21 protein-coding genes and 2 tRNA genes are annotated in these 21,606 nt (G+C 67.9%); 7 read left to right on the top strand and 16 right to left on the bottom strand.

Features of this window, described 5'->3' with window-relative positions:
- From ACODT0_RS13015 to surE, 3 genes are read right to left on the bottom strand one after another with little or no spacing between them, the layout of a single operon-like run.
- Positions 1-915, bottom strand: coding sequence for a peptidoglycan DD-metalloendopeptidase family protein (locus ACODT0_RS13015; RefSeq protein ID WP_057590313.1), 915 nt, complete (start codon positions 913-915; stop codon positions 1-3).
- An 11-nt stretch (positions 916-926) separates the two neighbouring features.
- Positions 927-1,718: a protein-L-isoaspartate(D-aspartate) O-methyltransferase gene (locus ACODT0_RS13010; protein WP_057590315.1), complete on the bottom strand. Its 792-nt coding sequence runs from the start codon at positions 1,716-1,718 to the stop codon at positions 927-929.
- Between the two features lies 1 nt (position 1,719).
- A complete protein-coding gene (gene surE, locus ACODT0_RS13005; protein ID WP_057590316.1) occupies positions 1,720-2,478 on the bottom strand; it encodes a 5'/3'-nucleotidase SurE in 759 nt (252 codons plus the stop codon).
- Positions 2,479-2,608: 130 nt separating this feature from the next.
- Between surE and ACODT0_RS13000 the strand changes: the two genes are divergently transcribed.
- The gene (locus ACODT0_RS13000; protein ID WP_057590318.1) at positions 2,609-3,595 is read left to right on the top strand and encodes an NADPH:quinone oxidoreductase family protein; all 987 of its coding nucleotides are present in this window, start codon (positions 2,609-2,611) and stop codon (positions 3,593-3,595) included.
- Between the two features lie 111 nt (positions 3,596-3,706).
- Here ACODT0_RS13000 and ACODT0_RS12995 read toward each other — a convergent pair whose 3' ends face one another.
- The 3 genes from ACODT0_RS12995 to ACODT0_RS12985 all read right to left on the bottom strand — a co-directional run bounded on the left by ACODT0_RS12995 (position 3,707) and on the right by ACODT0_RS12985 (position 5,220).
- Entirely contained in the window at positions 3,707-4,054 is a 348-nt protein-coding gene (locus ACODT0_RS12995) for an H-NS histone family protein (protein ID WP_057590319.1), read from the bottom strand.
- 356 nt (positions 4,055-4,410) lie between these two features.
- A tRNA-His gene (locus ACODT0_RS12990) sits at positions 4,411-4,486 on the bottom strand.
- 77 nt (positions 4,487-4,563) lie between these two features.
- Positions 4,564-5,220 carry a YbhB/YbcL family Raf kinase inhibitor-like protein gene (locus ACODT0_RS12985; protein WP_489041450.1) on the bottom strand — a complete coding sequence of 219 codons (657 nt, stop codon included), beginning with the start codon at positions 5,218-5,220 and terminating at the stop codon, positions 4,564-4,566.
- A gap of 203 nt (positions 5,221-5,423) precedes the next feature.
- Between ACODT0_RS12985 and ACODT0_RS12980 the strand changes: the two genes are divergently transcribed.
- Complete coding sequence (locus ACODT0_RS12980; RefSeq protein ID WP_057590393.1) at positions 5,424-5,672, top strand: GlsB/YeaQ/YmgE family stress response membrane protein; 249 nt, start codon at positions 5,424-5,426, stop codon at positions 5,670-5,672.
- 24 nt (positions 5,673-5,696) lie between these two features.
- Positions 5,697-6,029 (top strand): hypothetical protein, encoded by a 333-nt coding sequence (locus ACODT0_RS12975; protein WP_057590394.1) that lies wholly within the window; start codon positions 5,697-5,699, stop codon positions 6,027-6,029.
- A 15-nt stretch (positions 6,030-6,044) separates the two neighbouring features.
- Here the strand turns inward: ACODT0_RS12975 and ACODT0_RS12970 are convergent, their stop codons facing one another.
- The 6 genes from ACODT0_RS12970 to ACODT0_RS12945 all read right to left on the bottom strand — a co-directional run bounded on the left by ACODT0_RS12970 (position 6,045) and on the right by ACODT0_RS12945 (position 11,446).
- On the bottom strand, positions 6,045-6,719 hold the full coding sequence (locus ACODT0_RS12970) for a histidine phosphatase family protein (protein ID WP_208512135.1): 675 nt from the start codon (positions 6,717-6,719) through the stop codon (positions 6,045-6,047).
- Positions 6,720-6,834: 115 nt separating this feature from the next.
- Positions 6,835-8,754 carry a SurA N-terminal domain-containing protein gene (locus tag ACODT0_RS12965; protein ID WP_489041449.1) on the bottom strand — a complete coding sequence of 640 codons (1,920 nt, stop codon included), beginning with the start codon at positions 8,752-8,754 and terminating at the stop codon, positions 6,835-6,837.
- Positions 8,755-8,830: 76 nt separating this feature from the next.
- Positions 8,831-8,906, bottom strand: a tRNA-Val gene (locus ACODT0_RS12960).
- Positions 8,907-8,944: 38 nt separating this feature from the next.
- Positions 8,945-9,217, bottom strand: a complete 273-nt coding sequence (locus ACODT0_RS12955; protein WP_007830705.1) for an HU family DNA-binding protein — start codon at positions 9,215-9,217, stop codon at positions 8,945-8,947.
- A gap of 232 nt (positions 9,218-9,449) precedes the next feature.
- Positions 9,450-10,535 carry a tartrate dehydrogenase gene (locus ACODT0_RS12950; protein ID WP_261213634.1) on the bottom strand — a complete coding sequence of 362 codons (1,086 nt, stop codon included), beginning with the start codon at positions 10,533-10,535 and terminating at the stop codon, positions 9,450-9,452.
- Positions 10,532-11,446, bottom strand: a complete 915-nt coding sequence (locus tag ACODT0_RS12945; protein ID WP_413763961.1) for an alpha/beta fold hydrolase — start codon at positions 11,444-11,446, stop codon at positions 10,532-10,534. Before ACODT0_RS12945 ends, ACODT0_RS12950 begins: the two co-directional genes overlap by 4 nt.
- Positions 11,447-11,516: 70 nt before the next feature.
- Here ACODT0_RS12945 and ACODT0_RS12940 point away from each other — a divergent pair, with 70 nt between their 5' ends.
- Entirely contained in the window at positions 11,517-12,464 is a 948-nt protein-coding gene (locus ACODT0_RS12940) for a LysR family transcriptional regulator (protein ID WP_489041448.1), read from the top strand.
- An 18-nt stretch (positions 12,465-12,482) separates the two neighbouring features.
- On the opposite strand, the gene ACODT0_RS12935 is transcribed toward ACODT0_RS12940, so the two are convergent.
- The 3 genes from ACODT0_RS12935 to uvrC form a co-directional block, all read right to left on the bottom strand.
- Complete coding sequence (locus ACODT0_RS12935) at positions 12,483-13,367, bottom strand: DMT family transporter (RefSeq protein WP_261213641.1); 885 nt, start codon at positions 13,365-13,367, stop codon at positions 12,483-12,485.
- Positions 13,364-13,930: a CDP-diacylglycerol--glycerol-3-phosphate 3-phosphatidyltransferase gene (pgsA, locus tag ACODT0_RS12930; protein WP_057590401.1), complete on the bottom strand. Its 567-nt coding sequence runs from the start codon at positions 13,928-13,930 to the stop codon at positions 13,364-13,366. Before pgsA ends, ACODT0_RS12935 begins: the two co-directional genes overlap by 4 nt.
- A gap of 83 nt (positions 13,931-14,013) precedes the next feature.
- Complete coding sequence (gene uvrC, locus ACODT0_RS12925; protein WP_489041447.1) at positions 14,014-15,999, bottom strand: excinuclease ABC subunit UvrC; 1,986 nt, start codon at positions 15,997-15,999, stop codon at positions 14,014-14,016.
- A 146-nt stretch (positions 16,000-16,145) separates the two neighbouring features.
- On the opposite strand from uvrC, the gene ggt reads away from it, so the two are divergent.
- Positions 16,146-18,197, top strand: coding sequence for a gamma-glutamyltransferase (gene ggt / locus ACODT0_RS12920; protein WP_489041446.1), 2,052 nt, complete (start codon positions 16,146-16,148; stop codon positions 18,195-18,197).
- Positions 18,198-18,222: 25 nt separating this feature from the next.
- On the opposite strand, the gene ACODT0_RS12915 is transcribed toward ggt, so the two are convergent.
- Entirely contained in the window at positions 18,223-19,677 is a 1,455-nt protein-coding gene (locus ACODT0_RS12915) for a M20/M25/M40 family metallo-hydrolase (protein ID WP_489041445.1), read from the bottom strand.
- Between the two features lie 97 nt (positions 19,678-19,774).
- Here ACODT0_RS12915 and earP point away from each other — a divergent pair, with 97 nt between their 5' ends.
- Both earP and efp read left to right on the top strand, forming a co-directional pair.
- Entirely contained in the window at positions 19,775-20,878 is a 1,104-nt protein-coding gene (gene earP / locus ACODT0_RS12910) for an elongation factor P maturation arginine rhamnosyltransferase EarP (RefSeq protein WP_489041444.1), read from the top strand.
- A 172-nt stretch (positions 20,879-21,050) separates the two neighbouring features.
- Positions 21,051-21,605 carry an elongation factor P gene (gene efp / locus ACODT0_RS12905; protein WP_057590405.1) on the top strand — a complete coding sequence of 185 codons (555 nt, stop codon included), beginning with the start codon at positions 21,051-21,053 and terminating at the stop codon, positions 21,603-21,605.
- Position 21,606 lies beyond the last annotated feature (1 nt).

The raw sequence follows: 21,606 nt of genomic DNA, 5'->3' as shown, positions 1-21,606 counted from the left end.
TCACCGGTTCGGGAGGTAGCGCGCCGGATCGACCGGCTTGCCCTGGCGACGGATCTCGAAGTGCAGCTTCACGCGATCGGCATCGCTGCTGCCCATCTCGGCGATCTTCTGGCCCTTCTGGACCGACTGGTCTTCCTTCACGAGCAGCGTCTGGTTGTGCGCGTAGGCCGTGAGGTAGGTGTTGTTGTGCTTCAGGATGATCAGGTTGCCGTAGCCGCGCAGGCCCGCGCCCGCATACACCACGCGGCCATCGGCCGCGGCCAGCACCGGGTCGCCGGCCTTGCCGCTGATGTCGAAGCCCTTGTTCTTGGCATCGTCGAAGCCCGCGATCAGCGAGCCATGGGCCGGCCAGATCCAGCCGATGTCCTCATCACCACCCGCTGCACCCGGGGTCGACGGCGAAGCCGTGACCGGCGGCTTGGTGCCCGCAGCGGCGGCGCCGCTCGCGGCCGCACCGGGCACGACGGCGGGCTGCGGCGTCACCGGCTTGGTGACGACACCGTTCTCGTTCGGTGCCGACGGCGCGGCGGCCACGGTGGAGCCCGGGCCCGAGGGCGGGATCACGCGCAGCACCTGCCCCACCTCGATCAGGTCGGGGTTGTCGAGGTTGTTCCAGCGAACGAGGTTCTGCCAGGTCTGGCCGGTCTCGTTGGCGATGCGGCGAATGGTGTCGCCGGGACGCACGGCGTAGTAGCCCGGCTTGCCGAAGTTCTCGATCCCGGCCAGCGGCTTGCCCGAGGCGTCGGTGGTGATGGTCGGACCGCCCGGAACGGGCGCGGCCGCGCCGGGCGCGCGGGTCATCGTGCCGCGGTCTTCGACCGGTGCCGGGCCCCGCGGCGTGGAACAGCCCGCGATCACGAGCACGACGGCCAACGTGACGCCAGCGTACCAACTCCGATTGCCAAAACCCTGCATTTGTTATTCCTTCAAGCAACGCCCGATTTTAGGGGGACAAAGTGAACCGCCTCAAGAATGAGGCGCTCGAGACCGCGGGCCGTCTTGTCGATCACGACGAGGGCCTGGCCGCCCTTCGCCGAGTGCGTCGGCGCGACGATCCGCCCCCCCACCGCGAGCTGTTCGATCCAGGCTTCGGGCACGGCCTCGCCACCGGCGGCGGCGATGATGCCCGCATAGGGTGCGCCCTTGGCATAGCCGACCATGCCGTCGCCGAACATCAGGTGAACAGTGGCCAGCCGGAAGTGCCGCAGATTGGTCCGCGCCCGCTCGTGCAGGCCGCGCAACCGTTCGATGCTGTAGACCTCCGTGGCCACGTGGTTCAACACCGCGGCCTGGTAGCCGCAACCGGTGCCGATCTCGAGCACGCGCCCCAGACGGTCCTGCGGCTTGCCACTCAGAGCCGGGGCCGCGAGCAAAAGTTCGATCATGCGCGCAACCACGCTGGGCTTGGAGATGGTCTGGCCCAGTCCGATCGGCAGGCTGGTGTCTTCGTAGGCCTGGTTGACCAGCGCGCTGTCGACGAAGCGATGCCGTTCGACCGCGCCCATGGCGCGCAGCACGCGCGCATCCGAGATGCCCTGCGCGGCCAGCTTCTGCACCATGCGCGCGCGCACCGCGTCGGAGGCCATCGAGGGCGTCGACGCGACCGACGGCTTGGGCGGTACGACGGGCTGCCGTCCGCGCAGCGCGGACGAAGCCGGCGTCGAAGCCGAGACGGTGGGCGCGAGGCGAGCCGGGAATCCAGGCCGTTGGGTCGCCATGTCAGTCGGCGAGCCGGACCACCGCGTCGCGCCACTGGCCCAGGTTGGCGTGGTCGGTCAGGTCGATCTGCAGCGGCGTGAGCGCCACGTGGCCCTCGGCCGTGGCATGGAAGTCGGTGCCCTCGCCGCTGTCCTTGGCGCTGCCCGCGCCGGCGATCCAGTACATCGTGTCGCCACGCGGGCTTTCCTGCGTGATGACCTTCTCGGCCGCGTGGCGGCGGCCCAGCCGGCACACCTTCACCGGCTTGAGCTCGTCGAACGGCCGGTTCGGCACGTTGACGTTCAAAAGAAAGGCGCCGCCCTCGAGCATGCGCTCGCGCTCGATGCGCTGCACCAGCCGCCGCGCCACCTGGGCCGCCGCGTCGACATGGGCCCAGCCCTTCTCGATCTGCGAGAACGCGATCGCGGGAATGCCGAACAGGTAGGCCTCCATGGCCGCGCCGACGGTGCCCGAATAGATGGTGTCGTCGCCCATGTTGGCGCCGTTGTTGATGCCCGAGACCACCAGGTCGGGCCGGTAGCCGAGCAGGCCCTTGAGCGCGATGTGCACGCAGTCGGCCGGGGTGCCGGTCACGTAGCGGAAGCCGTTGTGCGCGGTGTGGACGTAGAGCGGTGCCGCGAGCGTCAGCGCGTTCGACTTGGCGCTGTTGTTGTGCTCGGGAGCCACCACCTCGACCTCGGCCAGGTCCTTGAGCGCGTCGTGCAGTGCGACGATGCCGGGCGCCTGGAAGCCATCGTCGTTGGAAATGAGTATCTTCATGATGCGGTGCGGTGCAACGGATTGTAGGCGTCGGGTGCGTCGCAGCAGGGACAAGGACACGCGAGGGCGACGCCTATCATCGCGCGCTTCATTGCCTCAACATTACTACCCGTTTCGAAGGAGACCGAGCATGCACGCATGGCTTTGCGAGAACCCCGTCGGTGTCGACGCGCTCACCTGGAAGGAGCTGCCCACGCCGACACCCGGCCCGGGCCAGGTGCTGATCGAGATCCGGGCCGCGAGCCTGAATTTCCCCGACCTGCTGATCGTGCAGAACAAGTACCAGATGAAGCCGCCGCTGCCATTCGTGCCGGGCTCGGAGTACGCGGGGATCGTCCAGGCCGTGGGCGAAGGCGTCACGCACCTCAAGGTCGGCCAGAACGTCGCCTGCCTCTCGGGCACCGGCGGCTTCGCCACCCACACGCTGGCGCCCGCGGCGCTGTGCATGCCGCTGCCCGAGGGCTTCGGCCATGTCGACGCGGCCGCCTTCATCATGATCTACGCGACCTCGTGGCACGCGCTGATGGACCGCGCGCAGCTCAAGGCCGGCGAAACGGTGCTGGTGCTCGGCGCGGCGGGCGGCGTGGGCACGGCCGCCATCCAGATCGCCAAGGCGGCCGGCGCCAAGGTGATCGCGGCGGCGTCCACCGACGAGAAATGCGAGCTGTGCCGTTCGATCGGCGCCGACGCGACGATCAACTACACCACGCATGCATTGCCGAACGGCTTCAGGGACGCCATCAAGGCCGCGACCGACGGCAAAGGCCCCGACGTCATCTACGACCCGGTCGGCGGTGATTTCGCGGAACCCGCATTTCGCTCGATCGGATGGCGCGGCCGCTATTTGGTCGTGGGTTTTGCGTCGGGCCCGATTCCCTCGCTGCCATTGAACCTCACGCTGTTGAAAGGCGCGTCGCTGGTGGGCGTGTTCTGGGGCGATTTCGCCAAGCGCGAGCCGAAGGCCAACGCGCAGATGATGGCCGAATTGGCGCAATGGTATGGGCAGGGAAAGATCAAGCCGGTGATCGACAGCACGATGCCGATGGCCGAATTGAAAGCCGCCTACGCGCACATGGGTTCGCGCGGGGTCAAGGGAAAGCTCGTGATGGTGAACTGATCCCCACGAACCCGGGCACCAGGAGATTGGCACCCGGACCCGCAATAAAAAAGCCCGCGCTTGCGGGCTTTTTTATTGCGGAACCGGTTGGCGCGTGTTCGCGCACCATGCTCACTTGATCTCGAAATCCGTCAGCGACTTGCCCGCGGCCAGCGCCTCGGTCACCCAGCGCGGCTTGCGGCCACGGCCACCGGACCAGGTTTCGCCAGTCGGGCTGCGGTACTTGGCGGCGGCCTTGGGGGCCGGCGCACTGGCGGCGCGCTTGGCGGTCACGGCGCGGCCGGCCGAGAGCTTCAAATCCGAGGCGGTCAAGCCATAGTCGGCGATCTTCCTGCGAATGTCCTCGATCACGCCGGCACGTTCCTGGTTGCGCAGCTCTTCGGCCTGCTTGCGCAATTGCGCGATCTGTTCGTCGTGCTTCTGGATCTGGGAATTGATATCTGCGAGCGTCGAGGCCATTGGCGGCTCCTGTAAATGAAAACGCCCGCAGTTTAATTCAGTTTGCAATTGATTTTGAGCAAACCCGACCAGAAAAATCCGGGTCGCTTGGCGTTTTACAACAGCGCGAGGGTAAAACGCACCGCTCCTGGGCAGGAACCGGGCCTGAGCCGGGCTTTGAAAGTCTGCCTGCAACGCGGAAGCCGGGGAATTGAACGCCTTGCGACCGTTTCGGGCCGCTGGTGCTTATTGAAAGGCCGGAAAGAAAAGCATTCGCCCGTTGCCCACCCAAGAACGCGCACGGAAAACGCTTTAGGCAGGCCCCAAAAACAAAAACGGCCCTGGATCGCTCCAGGGCCGTTTCTTCGGAATTCATATGGGGTGGCTGATGGGACTCGAACCCACGACGACCAGAATCACAATCTGGGACTCTACCAGCTGAGCTACAGCCACCGTAATAGAGTCCACGATTATAGCCATAAAAGCCGCGCCCCCGACCCTGGTTTGGAAGAATGATGCGCGCGCCCCACTCAGCCCGCCGCCAGCGGCCCCGAAGGCGCTACCTGCGGCGCCTCGTCATGCGCGGCGTCCTTCTGCCGGATCGAGCCGTCCGAGCGCTCGAAGGTACCGATCAGCAGACCGCTGGCGATCGCATGCGCCTTCAGTTCGTCGACCACCTCGTCCCGTCCGGGCGCGACCGAGAACTCGTGCGCGCGATCGAGTGCGAACAGCTGGAAGGTGTAGCGATGCACGCCATGCCCCGGCGGCGGATCGGGCGGCAGCCACGCCGCCTGCAACCCGGAATTGCGGCCGGCGTGCACCGTGTCCTGGCCTTCGTTGCCCTGGCTCGGCAGCGCCGCTTCCACCAGCCGGGTGTCGCCAGGCGGCAGGTTGACGACGATGGCGTGCACCAGCGGGTTGGGAGTGGGCGAATCCGCATCCTCGACCACCAGCAGCAACGAGGCGGCGCCTTGCGGCACACCCTCCCATTGCAGAGGCGGCGACAGGCCCTCGCCATCGGCCGTGTAGCGCGGCGGAATCGGCGCGTGATCGGCAAAGGCGACGCTCGTCAGCGAGATCGTGGCCATGCCCTCGCGCAGGCCGAGCGTGTTGAAAACGATCTTGTCCAGGCCGGCCCGCACGCCGTGCAGGGCCTGGCCGATGACTTCGGGCAACTTTTCGAGCATGCCGAGGGTATAGCGCGCCCTTTGCCGCGCCCCTGTAGGACGCCGCAGCGGGCCAACCGAAGCCTGCGGCGCCAGATCGCGCAGCCCCGCACGCCGATTCGAAAGTACGGGCTCTCGCCTCGCCCGCGCGATGCATCCGGCCGCTATCATGGCCGCGCCCTGACATGCGGGCGCCGCTTCATTCACGAACCAAGGGATCACTCATGAGCATCGTCTGGACCATCCTGATCGGCTTCGTCGTAGGTCTGGTGGCACGCGCCGTCAAACCGGGCGACGACTCCGCCGGCTTCATCGTCACCACGCTGATCGGCATCGCGGGCTCGCTGGTCGTTACCTATGTCGGCCAGTCGCTCGGCTGGTACACCGCCGGCGAAGGTGCCGGCTTCATCGCCTCGGTGCTCGGCGCGATCGTGCTGCTGATCCTCTACGGCCTCGTCAAGCGCAAGAGCTGAGTCGCCGGCCATCGGGCGGGGCCGATGCCACGCAAACCCCGCGCGCACCATCATGTCTACGTGGTCGAGCTCGACGACCGCGTCTGGAACATCGCCCGCTTCCGGCGCGCCAATCCCGACTACCAGCTCGGCAAGCCCTTCGTCTACGTCGGCATGACCGGGCTCGATCCCGACATCCGCTTCGACAAGCACAAGGCGGGCATCCAGGCCAACAGCTTCGTGCAGGACTACGGCCTGCACCTGCTGCCCGCGCTCTACGAGCGCTACAACCCGATGAACTACGAAGACGCGCGCTCGATGGAAGTCGAGCTCGGCATCGCCCTGCGCAAGGCGGGTTACGGCGTCTGGCAGGCCTGAGCGCGAAGGCGCGCTTCAGGAGTAGGTGACCCAGTCCTCGTACGCCGGCCCGTCGAGATGCGGCAGCGTGTTGTAGGTCACCAGCATGTGGCGCTTGGGCGTGAAGGCGAACTCGGTCACCGACGAGTTGCGGATGCGCAGGTTGAGCTCGATCGTGGTCTCGGGGCTGGTGCCCAGCACATGGCCCACCGCCGTGCTGATCGGGCCGCCGCTCGACACCACGAGCACCTTGGCCCCATGGTGCTTGTCGCGCACATGGTCGAGCGCGGTGGTCACGCCCGCGAGAAAGTCGACGTAGCTGGGCATGCCGACCGGCTTCGTGCGCCCCTGCATCCAGGCGCCCAGTCCTTCGCGCAGCAGGCGGAAATGATGCCGGTACATCTCGGGCGAATCGGGCTTCTCGAGCTTGCCTTCATGGATGGTGGCGATCACCGCCTCGCTGTCGTACTCGTTGAGGCCGGGCCACGGCAGCACGTCGTCGCGCGTCAGACCGAGGCCCTGTGCGATGCCTTCCCAGGTCTGCCGATGCCGGCGCAAGGTGCCGGTGATCACGGCATCGAAACGCATGCCGCGCTCGCGCCAGTACTCGCCGAGCCGCACCGACTGCCTGTGGCCCAGTTCGCTCAGGTTGTCGTAGTCGGCCGCGCCGAAGCTGGCCTGGCCATGGCGCACGAGGTAGAGAGTTCCCATGCGCGGATTCTGGCAAGAAGCGACCGCGGCGCTTGTCCCACGCGAGACGGAAAAAGCAACGGGCCGCACAAGGCGGCCCGCGAAGGGAAGAGGAAGCGCCTCGCGGCGCGATCGGTCAGCGTGCGCCGGCGAACGGCAGTCCGTCGGTCGCGGGACGCGGCACCAGGATCTCGGCCTTGTAGCGGTCCTTCAGCAGGTTGTAGTAGGCGGCGTCTTCGGCGGCGGCGATCGACTGGCCGACCTGCGCGTTCTCCTGCTTCGCGACTTCCGCCGTCGGCGCAGTGCGCGGGACGGCCTTGGTCACGCGCACCACGGCATAGCCCTGCGTGCCGAGGTCGACGCCGACCAGGGTCGGCAGCTTGCCGGCGTCGGCGCGCAACGCGGCCTCGACCACCACGCCCGGCTGTGCCTTCGCATCGGTGCGCGACACGGTGACGGGCGCCGCGAAATTGGCGCCGTCGGCCTTCGCGGTCCAGGCCGCGAGCTTGGCCTCGCCCTCGGTCTTGGCGAGGGCCGCCGCGCGCTCGGTGACGAGTTGCGCGCGGATCTTGTCTTTCACATCGGCCAGCGGAATCGGGTGCGCGGCCGAATACTGGGTCACGCGGCCCGAGGCGAGCTGGTTGGTGCCAACCTCGATCGCTTCGGTGTTCTGCTTGCGGCTCAGCGAATCGGGAGAGAACAGCGCACTCAGGAAGTTGCGGCTCGCGAGCGGTCCGGTGGCACCCGGCGCGGCCGTGCGGCCGATGTTGTTCGCGGTCTGGATCGTGAGCTTGAGCTTCTCGGCGGCCGGCTTCAGGCTCTCGGGCTGCTGGTACACCGTATCGGTGAAGGTCTCGGCGGCCTTGGCGAATTCCTGCGTGGCCTGCTGGGCACGGTAGTCGTTCTCGAGGGTGGCGCGCACCTGCTCGAACGGCGGCACCACGGCCGGCTTGATGTCGTCCAGGCGAATGATGTGATAGCCGAACTCGGTTTCGACGACGTTGCTGATCTCGCCCTTCTTCAACGCGAACATGGCGTCCTCGAAAGGCTTGACCATCGCGCCGCGCGTGACGAAGTCGAGGTCGCCGCCCTTCTCGGCCGAGCCCGGGTCCTGCGAGTTCTTGCGCGCGACATCGGCGAAGGTGTTGGGTGCCTTGCGCACGTCGGCCAGCAGTTGCTCGGCCTTGGCCTTCGCCTTGGCGCGATCGGCGGCCGGCGCGCTGGCGGCCGCGGTGATCAGGATGTGGCTCGCGCGGCGTTCTTCCTTGGTGCCGAAGCGAGCGGTGTTCTGCTCGTAGTAGCTCTTGAGCTCGGCCTCGTTGACCGTCACGTTCTTCTTGGCCGCCTCGAGGTCGAGCAGCAGGTATTCGATGCTTGCCTGCTCGGGCGCCTGGAACTGCGCCGCGTGGTCCTTGTAGTAGGTCTCGATGTCGGCATCGCTGACCGTGACCTTCGACGCGAAGCCCTCGGGCGCGAAGCGCGACACCTGGATCTCGCGCTGCTCGTAGAAGGCGTTGATGGTGGCGGCCGCCAGCGCGGGCGGCGTGAAGGTGGTGCCCGACACGCCCAGCAGCAGTTGCTGCGTGGCGAGCTCGGCGCGCATCGAGGCCTCGTACTGCTCGGGCGTGCGGCCGGTCACGCGCTGGAAGGCATCGCGGTCGAACTTGCCCTCGGGCGTACGGAAGGTCGCGAGGCCCGGGTCCTGCGCGAAGATGCGCGAGAGACGTTCCTCGGACACCGTCATGTTGGCCTTGTTGGCCGCCACCGTCAGCACGCGGTCGCGAACCATCTTCTCGAGCGTGGCATAGCGCAGCGCATCGGAGTCGAGCACCAGCGGATCGACGTTGGGCGACTGCTGGCGGATGCGGTCGGTTTCCACGCGATGCTGCGCATCCCATTCGGGCCGCGTGATGCTGGTGCCATCGACATGCGCGACGGCCTCGTCCTTGGAGAAGCCCTGGTAGCGCTCGACGCCGAACAGCACGAACGACGGGATGATCAGCAAGAACAAGACAATCATCATGATCTTGTTGTACTTGCGGAAGAAATCAAACATGCTTGGACACTCTCAGGCGTTGGCTGTCGGACGGCAATAAAAAAGGCGAACCGTTGTTCGCCTTTGCATCGGGTGGTGGTGGGTGCTGAGGGGCTCGAACCCCCGACCTACGCCTTGTAAGGGCGCCGCTCTACCAGCTGAGCTAAGCACCCCACCGGGAATACTTTTCTTCCGAGTTCTCGTCGTCGACTTAGTTCAACGCGTCCTTGAGGGCCTTGCCGGGACGGAACTTCGGAATCTTGGCGGCCTTGATTTTAATCGCGTCGCCGGTGCGCGGATTGCGACCCGTACGCGCCGCACGTTTACCGACTGCAAAAGTGCCGAAACCGACGAGCGACACGGAGCCGCCCTTCTTGAGCGTGGTACGAATGGCGCCGATGGTGGATTCGAGCGCGCGCGTGGCGGCTGCTTTGGAAATATCGGCGTTCTTTGCGATGTGCTCAATCAGTTCGGTCTTGTTCACAAGGGCCCCTTGTAGAAAAAAGTTGGTCGGCTTTCGTCGGCTGGCGAGTCGGTCGCGACGTGGTGCGACGCGGAAGCTTGGCAGGCCTGACGCCCCGGCAGCGCGCTGCCATCGGGGATTACAACCACTGGCCTGCGGGGTGTCAATACGACATCAGCCCGTGCGGCGCAGCGGAGCGCGCGATTCTAGGGGCGTTTCGCGAAGACCTTTTTCCGACCGGGCTCAGGCCGTCTCACAAGGCTTCGGCGATCGCTTTTCCGAGGTCGCTGGTGCTCGCCGTGCCACCGATATCGGGCGTGCGCGGCGCACCGCTTCCGGGCGCGAGCACCTTCTCGATGGTCGAGAGGATCGCGTCGTGCGCGTCCTTGTGGCCGAGAAATTCCAGCATCATCGCGCCGCACCAGATCTGGCCGATCGGGTTGGCGATGCCTTTGCCCGCGATGTCGGGCGCCGAGCCGTGCACCGGTTCGAACAGCGAGGGCGTGGTGCGCTCGGGGTTGAGGTTGGCGCTCGGCGCGATGCCGATGGTGCCGGTGCAGGCCGGCCCGAGGTCGGACAGGATGTCGCCGAACAGATTGCTCGCCACCACCACGTCGAAGAAGTCGGGCCGCTGCACGAAGTGGGCGGTGAGGATGTCGATGTGGAACTTGTCGAGCGTCACGCCCGGATAGGCCTTCGCCATCTCGGCCACGCGCTCGTCCCAGTAGGGCATGGTGATCGAGATGCCGTTCGACTTGGTGGCGCTGGTCAGGTGCTTCTTCGGCCGCGACTGCGCGAGCTCGAACGCGAACTTGAGCACGCGGTCCACGCCCAGGCGCGACATCACGGTCTCCTGCACCACGATCTCGCGCGGCGTGCCTTCGTACATGCGCCCGCCGATGCTCGAGTACTCGCCCTCGGTGTTCTCGCGCACGATGTACATGTCGATCTCGCCGGGCTGGCGCGGCGAGCCGTCGCGGCGCACCACGGGCGCGACGATGCCGGGCATGAGGCGCGCGGGGCGCAGGTTGATGTACTGGTCGAACTCGCGGCGGAACAGCAGCAGCGAGCCCCACAGCGAGATGTGGTCGGCGATCTTCTCGGGCCAGCCGACCGCGCCGAAGAAGATGGCGTCATGGCCGCCGATCTGGTCCTTCCAGTCGTCGGGCAGCATCTTGCCGTGCTTCTCGCAGTAGTCCCAGCTCGAGAAGTCGAAGTGGTCGAACTTCAGGTCGATGCCGAACTTGCGCGCCGCCGCATCGAGCACGCGCACGCCCTCGGGCGTGGTTTCCTTGCCGATGCCGTCGCCGGCGATCACTGCGATTCTGTGGGTGGTCATGGTCTGGGTCCTTCCGATGGGATGAGCGGTGCAAAGAAGTCGAGTGCCTCGGCGAGCAGTTCGCCCGGCGCCTCCTCGGGAACATAGTGGCCGCAGGGCAGCGCATGCCCGTCGACCCGGTCGGCGCGCTCGCGCCACAGTGCCAGCACGTCGAAGGCGCGTCCGACCACGCCGTGCGCGCCCCACAGCACGCGCAGCGGCATCGCGAGCCGCGCGCCCGCGGCGATGTCGGCGCGGTCGTGCTCGAGGTCGATGCCGGCCGAGGCGCGGTAGTCCTCGCAGATGGATTCGGCGCTGCCCGGGATGGCCGCGCAGCGCTCGTACTCCGCGAGCACCTCGGGCGCGAAGGGCGCGAGCCCCGCGTGACGCCCGCCCATCACGCTGCGCACGTAGCGCACCGGATCGGAGGCGATCAGCGCCTCGGGCAGCGGCGGCGGCTGGATCAGGAAGAACCAGTGCCAGTAGGCGCGCGCGAAGGCTTCCGAGGTGTGCTCGTACATGGCGAGCGTGGGCGCGATGTCGAGCAGCAGCATGCGCTCGACGGCGGACGGATGGTCGGCCGCGAGCCGGTGCGCCACGCGCGCGCCGCGGTCGTGCGCGAGCACGCCGAAGCGCTCGAAGCCGTGATGGCGCATCGCCGCGAGCGCATCGAGCGCCATCGCGCGCTTGCTGTGGTTCGCGTGCGCGGCATCGGCCGCGGGCCGGCCCGAATCGCCGTAGCCGCGCAGGTCGATCGCGACCACGGTGAAGCGCTCGGCCAGCGCGGGCGCGACGCGGTGCCAGATGGCGTGCGTCTGCGGATGCCCGTGCAGCAGCAGCAAGGGTGCGCCGCGGCCGCCGATGCGGCCATGCACGCGCACGCCATCGCGTTCGATGTCGAAGACGGGAAAGTCGAGGAAAGAGGCGGTCACGCGGCGATTGTGCGTTGCGCACCCGGGTCCATCAAGCAACAATCGGCCAATTCATACTTTCCGTTCTGGCATGAATTCATTGGCACTGGAGCGCGCCGACCTGGCATTGGCGCTCGCCATCCGCGAACACGGCAGCCTCGCGGGCGCGGCCGGCGCGCTCGACGTCGTGCCCTCGGTGGTCACCAAGCGGCTCGGCGCGCTAGAGGCGCGGCTGGGCCAGCGGCTGTTCGACCGCACCACGCGGCGGCTCAGCGTCACGGCCGAGGGCGAGGCCGTGTGCCGGCATGCGAAGCAGCTGCTCGAAGGCTTCGCCGCGCTCGAGGGCGAACTCGGCGAGCGCCAGAACGAACTCACGGGCGCGGTGCGGCTGGCCGCCACCTTCGGCTTCGGCCGACGCTGGCTCGGCCCCGCGCTTGCGGAATTCCAGGCCGGCCATCCAGGCCTGCGCATCGAGCTGCAACTGACCGAACGCCTGCCCGACCTCGGCGCCGAAGGCTACGACGGCGCGCTGTGGCTCTGGGCGGTGCAGCAGCGCCATGCCTCGGACTGGGTCTCGCGCCGCATCGCGCGCAACCAGCGCGTGCTGGCGGCCGCGCCCTCCTACCTCGCGCGCCGCGGCACGCCGGCCAGCGTCGATGCGCTGGCCGCGCACGACTGCCTGGTCGCGCGCGAGAACGGCGAGATCCACCGGCAGGAATACGCGCTGTGGTCGCTGCGGCATGGCCGCGACGGCAGCACGGCGCGCGTGCGGGTGCGGGGCCCGCTGTCGAGCAACTCGGGCGAGATGGTGCGCGACTGGTGCCTGGCGGGCCACGGGATCATGCTGCGCAGCCTCTGGGACATCGCGCCGCAACTGGCTTCGGGCGCGCTGGTGCGGGTGCTGCCGCAGTACGCGATGCCCGATGCCGACATCCACTGGATCGCGCCCTGGCGGCCGAAGACGCCGCGGCGGGTGCGGCTCTTGGTCGACCACCTGGCCGAGCGCTTTCGCGGCGAACCCTGGAAGCCAGCGCGCTAGACGAAGGCCCCGCGCGCTTCAGCGGGCCGCGCGCACCACCAGGCTCACACCCACCGCCGTGAGCGCGGTGCCCAGCAGCGTGGCCGGCGTGATCTGCTCGCGGAACAGCAGCCAGGCCATGAGGGCGGTGCAAGGCGGCACCAGGTAGAGCAGGCTCGTGACCGCGGTCGCGGTGCCACGCTGGATCAATATATAGAGCAGCGAGCTGCCACCCAGCGAGAGCGCGAGCACCGACCAGGCCATCGCGCCGATCGAATGCGCATTCCACGCGATGGCCTCGGGCTCGAGCAGCGCGAACGGCAGGGTCGCGACCACGGCCGCCGCCATCTGCACCGCGCTGGCGCTGCGCACGTCGCAGGGTGCGACGAAGCGCTTCTGATAGAGCGTGCCCGCGGTGATCGACACCAGCGCCATGAGCGCGAGGCTCATGGTCGCGGCATTGACCTCCGAGCCATCGCCCAGCTTGCGCCACACGACCAGCACCAGCCCCGCGAAGCCCAGCGCCAGACCCAGCCATTGCCGCGGCGACACGCGCCCGCCGTTGAAGGACATCCAGATCGCGGTCAGCACCGGCTGGATGCCGACCAACAGCGCGACCAGCCCCGAGCCCATGCCAGCGCGCACCGCGGCCCAGACGCCACCGAGGTAGCCGGCCTGCATCAGGATGCCCGTGACCGCGAGGTGCCCCCACTGCGCCCGGGTCGAAGGCCACGCCACGCGCGCCAGCGCGACCCACAGGCCGAAGCAGAGGAACGAGAGCACGAAGCGCACGGCCAGGAACTTGAAGGGCGGCGCATGCGGCATGCCGTAGCGCGCGACGATGAAGCCCGTGCTCCAGATCAGCACGAAGACCGCCGGCATGGCCCGCAACCAGCCCGCCTCGCGGGCCGAGGCGGCGCTCATTTGGCCCGGGCCCGGATCTCGGGAATGGCCTTTTGCAGGTAATAGACCATCGACCACACGGTGAGCACGGCGGAGACCCAGATCAGCCACTGGCCCCACAGGCCGGTGTCGATGAAGCCGAACAACTGCCCGTCGTAGAGCAGGAACGGGATCGCCACCATCTGCACCGTCGTCTTGACCTTGCCGATCATGTGCACCGCCACGCTCTTGCTGGCGCCGATCTGAGCCATCCATTCGCGCAGCGCCGAGATCGCGATCTCGCGGCCGATGATGATCAGCGCCACGAACACGTCGGCCCGGTTCAGGTGCACCAGCACCAGCAGCGAGGCGCAGACCAGGAACTTGTCGGCCACCGGATCGAGGAAGGCGCCGAAGGCCGAGGTCTGGTTGAGCTTGCGCGCCAGGAAGCCGTCGAGCCAGTCGGTGGCCGCGAACACGATGAACATGACCGTGGCGATCACGTTGCGCATCGGGTCGGCGATGGGCAGGTAGAACACACCGACGATCAGGGGGATCGCGACGATGCGCGTCCAGGTCATGATGGTCGGCAGGGTCCAGAACATGCGCTCGATTGTGTCACGCGAAAACGATGGATTCGAGAACGGGGGCAAAGCCGTGCCGGCGCCCCGTTCCCGCGCCGGCATGTTCAGTGCAGCGCACGGTAGATTTCCTCGGCCAGGTCGAAGGCGATGCCCTCGACCGAGGCGATGTCCTCCACGCTCGCCGCCGCCACGCCGCGGATGCCGCCGAAGCGCTGCAGCAGCCGGGCCCGGCGCTTCGGGCCGATGCCCGGGATGTCCTCGAGCTGGCTGCCGCCCACGCGCACCTTGGCGCGCTTGGCGCGCATGCCGGTGATGGCGAAGCGGTGCGCCTCGTCGCGGATCTGGGCCACCAGCATCAGCGCCGCCGAATCCTTGCCCAGGTAGACCTTCTCGCGGCCGTCGGCGAACACCAGTTCCTCGAGGCCGACCTTGCGGCCCTCGCCCTTCTCGACGCCGACGATCAGCGACAGCGGCAGGCCGAGCTCGCTGAACACCTCGCGCGCCATCGACACCTGGCCCTTGCCACCGTCGACCAGCACCAGCTCCGGCATGCGCGCGTCCCGGGCCCGCGCCGGCGCCGCCGCAACCTCGACGCCCTCGGCGCCTTCGCTCTCGGCATCGCCGGGCGGCAGCGCCTCGGTCTCGGCGGCCATCGCCTCGGCCAGCTTGCCGTAGCGCCGGTGCAGCACCTGGCGCATCGCCGCATAGTCGTCGCCGGGCGTGATGCCGTCGATGTTGTAGCGGCGGTATTCCTTGTTCTGCATCGCGTGGTGCTCGAACACCACGCACGAGGCCTGCGTGGCCTCGCCCGCGGTGTGCGAGATGTCGAAGCACTCGACGCGGAAGTTGTCGAGGTCCTCGCTCGCGAGCTCGAGCGCATCGGCCAGCGCGCGGGTGCGGGCCTGCTGCGAACCTTCCTCCGCCAGCAACCGCGCCAGCTGCAGGCTGGCATTCTTCTCGGCCATCTCGAGCCAGTGGCGGCGCTGCTCGCGCGGCTGGAACACGGCCGTCACGCGCGTGCCCGACTGCAGCGACATCGCCTCGATCAGTTCGCGGCCCACGGTTTCGCTGAGCACCAGCGTGGCCGGCACCGGCACGTCGATGTAGTGCTGCGCGATGAAGGCCTCGAGCACCTGCACCTCCACCGAATCGGTGGCGGCGGGAGGCGCGCCCTCGCCCTCGTCGTTGTCGAGCTCGCCGTGGTGCATCTGCGAGGCGTCCTCGACATGCACCGGGAAGTAGGCCCGGTCGCCCAGGTGGCGGCCGCCGCGCACCATCGCCAGGTTCACGCAGGCCTTGCCGCCCTGCACCTTGACGGCGAGGATGTCCACGTCCTTGTCGGAGGCGATCTCGATCGACTGCTGGTGCAGCACGCGCGAGATCGCCGACATCTGGTTGCGCAGCTCGGCGGCCTGCTCGAACTCCAGCTTCTCGGCGTGCGAGGTCATGCGCTGCTCGAGCTTGCTGAGCACGAGCTGCGTGTCGCCGCGCAGGAAGGCCTCGGCGCTCGCCACGTCCTGCGCATAGGCCTCGGTCGAGATGTGGCCCACGCAGGGACCGGTGCAGCGCTTGATCTGGTAGAGCAGGCACGGCCGGGTGCGGTTGGCGTAGACCGTGTCCTCGCAGGTGCGCAGCTTGAACACCTTCTGCAGCAGCTGGATCGACTCCTTGACGGCCCAGGCGCTCGGGTACGGCCCGAAGTAGCGGTGCTTCTTGTCAACCGCGCCGCGGTAGTAGGCCAGCCGCGGAAACTGGTGCGAGGCGATCTTGAGATAGGGATAGCTCTTGTCGTCGCGAAACAGGATGTTGTAGCGCGGCTTGAGCGTCTTGATGAGGTTGTTCTCGAGCAGCAGCGCCTCGGCCTCGGAGCGCACCACGGTGGTCTCCATGCGCGCGATCTTGGAGATCATGTGGCCGATGCGCGTGCCGCCATGGCTCTTCTGGAAGTAGTTGGCGACCCGCTTCTTGAGGTTGCGCGCCTTGCCCACGTAGAGCACGGCGCCCGCCGCGTCGAAGTAGCGGTAGACGCCCGGCAGCTGCGGCAGGGCGGCCACTTCGCTGAGCAGTTGATCGGAATGCACGTCTGACATGGCGGCTATTGTGGCGCGCGGCGACCGACGTCATGGCGCACCTGCGAGCAAACCCCGAGGTGGCTGGAACGAAATGTGCTCATGATGGATGCGGGCGCGAGGAGCGCCCGTCTCGTTTCAACACAACTACTCGGGAAACTCTCTCCATGACGAAGAAGATCCAGTCGCGCGCCTGGTGGGCGCTCTCGCCCCTGGCGCTGGCATTGACGGTGGCTGGCTGCGGCGGTGGCGGCGGCGGACAGGACAACGCAGCACTGGTCGCGACGATCGCCGCCATCAACGCGGCCAACAATCCCCCCCCGCCGCCCCCGCCCGCAGCCGACAAGGGCTGCCTGATCGGCGACAGCGGCACCCAGGTGACGGTGGGCTCGGGCGATCCGGGCGATCCGGCGGCACCCGAACCGGCCTCGGGCTACGTGGTCGGCCACAAGCTGGTCTACGCAAAGAACTACATGGTGGTGGCCAACCATCCGCTGGCCACGCGCGCGGGCTGCGACATCCTCAAGGCCGGCGGCAGCGCGGTCGACGCCGCGGTGGCGGTGCAGGTGGTGCTGGGCCTGGTCGAACCGCAGTCCAGCGGCCTGGGCGGCGGCGCCTTCATGCTGCACTACGACGCGAAGACCAAGAAGGTACAGGCCTACGACGGACGCGAGATGGCGCCCGCCGCGGCCACCGAGAACTACCTGCGCTATGCCGTGCAGACCAATCCCGCCGGCGGAGCCCCCGTGCCCAGTGCACGCGCCAGCGGCCGCTCGATCGGCACGCCGGGCGCGGTGCGCATGCTCGACATCGCCTACAAGGACCATGGCAAGCTGCCCTGGAAGGACCTGTTCGGCTACGGCATCACGCTGGCCTCCGACGGCTTCCCGATCGGTGGCCGCATGGCGGCCGCGATCTCCTCGTCGGCATCCAGCCTCAAGCGCGACGCCGACGCGACGGCCTATTTCTTCAACGCCGACGGCACGCCGAAGGCGCTGGGCACCCGGCTCAAGAACCCGGCCTACGCCAAGACGCTGACCACGCTCGCCAACGAAGGCGCCAACGCGTTCTACACCGGCCCCATCGCGCAGGCGATCGTCGACAAGATCGGCATCACCACCGCGGCCAACGACGGCTCGGCCATCACGCCCGGCGTGACGACCATGGCCGACATGGCCAGCTACGTCGCCAAGCGCCGCGACCCCGTCTGCGGCACCTACCGCGACTACTACGTCTGCAGCATGTCGCCGCCCTCCTCGGGCGGCATCGCCGTGGTGCAGGCGCTCGGCATCCTCGAGACCTTCAACATGAGTCTCTACAAGCCGACCTCCATCGACATCGAGGGCGGCAAGCCGACGGTGATGGGCGTGCACCTGGTGAGCGAGGCCGAACGCCTGGCCTACGCCGACCGCGACAAGTACGTGGCCGACACCGACTTCATCCCGCTGCCCGGCGGCTCGGCCGACACGATGCTCAACAAGCCGTACCTGCAGAAGCGGGCCAGCCTGATCAGCCTGTCCAAGAGCATGGGCGTGGCCGCGGCCGGCGACCTCGGCAGCGTGCCGCTGGGCATCGACAAGACCGAGGAGCACGGCACCACCCACTTCACCGTGGTCGACAAGCAGGGCAACGTGGTGACGATGACGACCACGGTCGAGAGCACGCTGGGCTCGTTCCACATGACGCAGGGCTTCATGCTGAACAACCAGCTGACCGACTTCTCGGCCAACCCGAACGACACCACCGACCCGAGCATCAAGGTCGCCAACCGCGTCGCCCCGGGCAAACGTCCGCGCAGCACGATGGCGCCGACCCTGGTATTCAAGAAGAACACCGACGGCAGCATGGGCGAGTTCGTGATGGGCACCGGCTCGCCGGGCGGCGGCACGATCATCCAGTACGTGGTGAAGACCGTGGTCGGCGCGCTCGACTGGGGCCTCGATGCGCAACAGGCGACCTCGCTGGTCGACTTCGGCGCCACCAACAGCGTGACCACCAACGTGGGCGGCGAACACCCCGCCATCGACACCTCGAACTCGGGCAACAACGATCCGCTGATCGCCGGCCTGCGCGCGCTCGGCCACACGGTCAACTTCGGCGCCCAGTCCAGCGGCATCAGCACCATCATCCGCACCAACGTCGGTGGCCAGCCAGTGCTCACGGGCGGCGCCGATCCGCGGCGCGAAGGCATCGTGCTCGGCGATACCTTCACGCCCTGATCCGGGGTCCGAAACCCGGCGGCGCCTACTTCGCGAGTTCGCTCACCAGCCGGTAGAGGAACTCGCGCCCGTCGTAGAGCCGCTGGATCTCGATGCGCTCGTCCAGCCCGTGGGCGCGCGCATCCGAAGGCTCGAGGAACATGCCGGTCACGCCGTACATCGGAATGCCGGCATTGCGCAGGAAGCGGCTGTCGGTGGCGCCCGTGCTCATCGCGGGAATCACCGGCACGCCCGGCCACATCTGCTCGGTCAGCCGTTCCACCGTCTTCACCAGGTCGCCCTGCAGCGGCGACGCCGGGCTGCGCAGCGGCTTGCCGAGGTTGCGCACCACGATCTTGTCGTTGCCCACGGCCTGGGTCAGCAGGCGCTCGACCTCCTCCGGATCGTCGTGCGGCAGGATGCGGCAGTTGACCGTGGCCTTGGCCGACTGCGGCAGCGCGTTCTCGGCATGGCCGGCCTGCACCATGGTCGCCACGCAGGTGGTGCGCAGCTGGGCGTTGTAGGCCGGGTTGGCCGTCATGCGCTCGAGCACGCCGGAATCGGGGTTGCCGGTGCCGATGGCGCGCATGTCCTCGGCCAGCTGGCCGGTGGCGAAGGGCGCGCTGCGCGCGAAATAGGTCTTCGTGACGTCGGCGAGCTTGATCGGAAAGGCGTAGTTGCCGAGCCGCTCCAGGCCGGCCGACAGCGCGTAGATCGGGTTGTTCTTGGTCGGTACCGAGCTGTGGCCACCGACGTCGCGCGCCTCGAGCATGTAGGTGGTGTACATCTTCTCGGCCACCTGCAGCCGGTGCAGGTTCGGCTTGCCGTTGCGCAGTTCGCCGCCGCCGCCCTCGTTGATGCCGAACTCTGCCTGCAGCAGCTCGGGCTTGTTGTTGATGAGCCAGAAGGCGCCGTTGCTCAGTGCATCGCCGCGCTCCTCGTCGGCCGTGAGCGCAAGGATGATGTCGCGGCGGGGCTTGAAGCCCTCCTGCTTCAGTTGCCCGAGCACCGACACCAGCGCCGAGGCCATCGCCTTGTCGTCGATGGAGCCGCGCGCCGTGAAGTAGCCGCCCGACTCCTGCAGCTTGAACGGGTCGGTCTTCCAGTCCTCGCGCCGGGCCTCGACCACGTCGATGTGGGCCAGCAGCAGCAACGGCTTCTTCGAGCCGTCGCCCTTGAAGCGCATCACGAGGTTGCCCTTCTTGGGGAAGGGTTCGAGGATCTGGATGTCCGCGGGCGCGAAGCCCGACTCGACCAGGCGCTTTTCCATCGCGCGCGCGGCCTGCGTGTTGTCGCCCACCGAGTGGGTGGTGTTGATCTCGATGAGCTCCTTGTAGATCTCGCGGAAGCGCTGCTGCTGCGGCGTGAGCGTCTGGGCGCCCGCCGTGGCGAGGCCGCCGAGCGCGAGGGACAGGGCCAGCGCGCTGCGCAAGCTGCGCAGTCGCGAGGTCGCGGGCAAGGCGGCGCCGGGGTGTCGGGCGCGGATCTTCTTCAGGCTCATTCGCTCTCTCCGTTGTGGTTGTGGTGCGCGGCCAGCATAGCGACGGCCCCGCGCGAGAGCCATTCAGAAGAAAGGCACAAGGTGCACACTCGCGGCCATGCAACGCGACTGGGACATCTTCTGCAAGGTCATCGACAACCATGGGGACCTCGGCGTGTGCTGGCGGCTCGCGCGCCAGCTCGCCGGTCTTGGCGAACGGGTGCGGCTCTGGGTCGACGACGCCAGCGCGCTGGCCTGGATGGCACCGGAAGGCTGCGCGGGCGTGCGCGTGATCGACTGGAGCGACCCGGCGGCGGTGAGCGCGGCCGCGGCCGAGCCGGCGCCGCGGGTGCTGATCGAGGCCTTCGGCTGCGACCCGGCGCCCGAACTGATCGCGCGCTTCGCCGAAGCCTCGGCCGTCGACGGCACCCCGCGCGCCTGGATCAATCTCGAATACCTCTCGGCCGAACCCTATGTGGAGCGGCTGCATGGCCTGCCCTCGCCGGTCTTCAGGGAACCGGGCGCCGGGCTCACCAAGCGCTTCTTCTATCCAGGCTTCACACCGGCCACCGGCGGCCTGCTGCGCGAACCGAACCTGGCGCGGCGGCGCGCGGCCTTCGATCGCGCTGCCTGGCTGGCTCGACGGCAGTTGCCCTGGAACGAAGGCGAGCGGCTGGTGTCGCTGTTCTGCTACGAGCCGCCGGCCCTGGCCGCGCTGCTGGCCCAACTGGCCGATGACGGCACGCCGACCCGGCTGCTCGTGACACCCGGCCGCGCGACCGCGGCCGTCGAGGCCTGTCTTTCGAGCGCGCCATGGCTCGAACGCGCTCCCGGCCAGGCGAGTGCGCTATCGATTTCATACCTGCCGCACCTCGACCAGCCCGATTTCGACCATCTGCTCTGGGCCTGCGACCTGAACTTCGTGCGCGGCGAGGACTCGCTGGTGCGCGCTCTCTGGGCCGGCGCGCCGCTGGTCTGGCAGATCTATGCGCAGGACGACGACGCACATCACGTGAAGCTCGACGCCTGGCTCGACTGGCTGGAAGCGCCGGCCTCGATGCGGCGCTTCCACCACGCCTGGAACGGCTTCGGCAACACGGCCCTGTCGCTGGCCGACATCGGCGAGGAATGGCGCCTTGCGGTGACCCAGGGGCGCGAGCGCCTGCTCGCGCAAGACGATCTCGTGACCCAGCTGCAGCATTTCGTCGCCGGAAAAAGCTAAAATAGTGGGCTTTGCGGATTTCGGCCCGGATCCTGGGAACTTCCTGGGGGTTCGAGATGCACTCCGCTGAACCTGCCGCGGGACATGTACCGCGGGGCTTTTTCCAACCGGCATTCCTGCCCGGATTCTGGAAGCCCCGCGCACCGAGCGGCTTACATCCAGAGACCCTGATATGAAAATCGCTCAAGAAATCCGCGCCGGCAACGTCATCATGCACGGCAAGGATCCGATGGTCGTGCTCAAGACCGAATACAGCCGCGGCGGCCGCAACAGCGCCACCGTGCGCATGAAGATGAAGAGCCTGATCGCCAACTTCAACACCGAAGTGGTCTTCAAGGCCGACGACAAGATCGACCAGATCGTGCTGGACAAGAAGGAGTGCACGTACTCCTACTTCGCCGACCCGATGTATGTCTGCATGGACGCCGACTACAACCAGTACGAAGTCGAAGCCGAGAACATGGGCGACGCCCTGAACTACCTCGAGGACGGCATGGCCGTCGAAGTGGTGTTCTACGACGGCAAGGCGATCTCGGTCGAACTGCCGACCAGCGTCGAGCGCGAAATCACCTGGACCGAGCCGGCCGTCAAGGGCGACACCTCGGGCAAGGTGCTCAAGCCCGCCAAGATCGCCACCGGCTTCGAAGTGCCCGTGCCGCTGTTCGTCTCGCAAGGCGACCGCATCGAAATCGACACGCGCACCGGCGAATACCGCAAGCGCGTCTGAG

This window comes from Variovorax sp. FG153 (genome assembly GCF_057809595.1).
The sequence above is the reverse complement of the archived record's forward strand: the minus strand, read 5'-3'. Positions and strand labels throughout refer to the sequence as shown.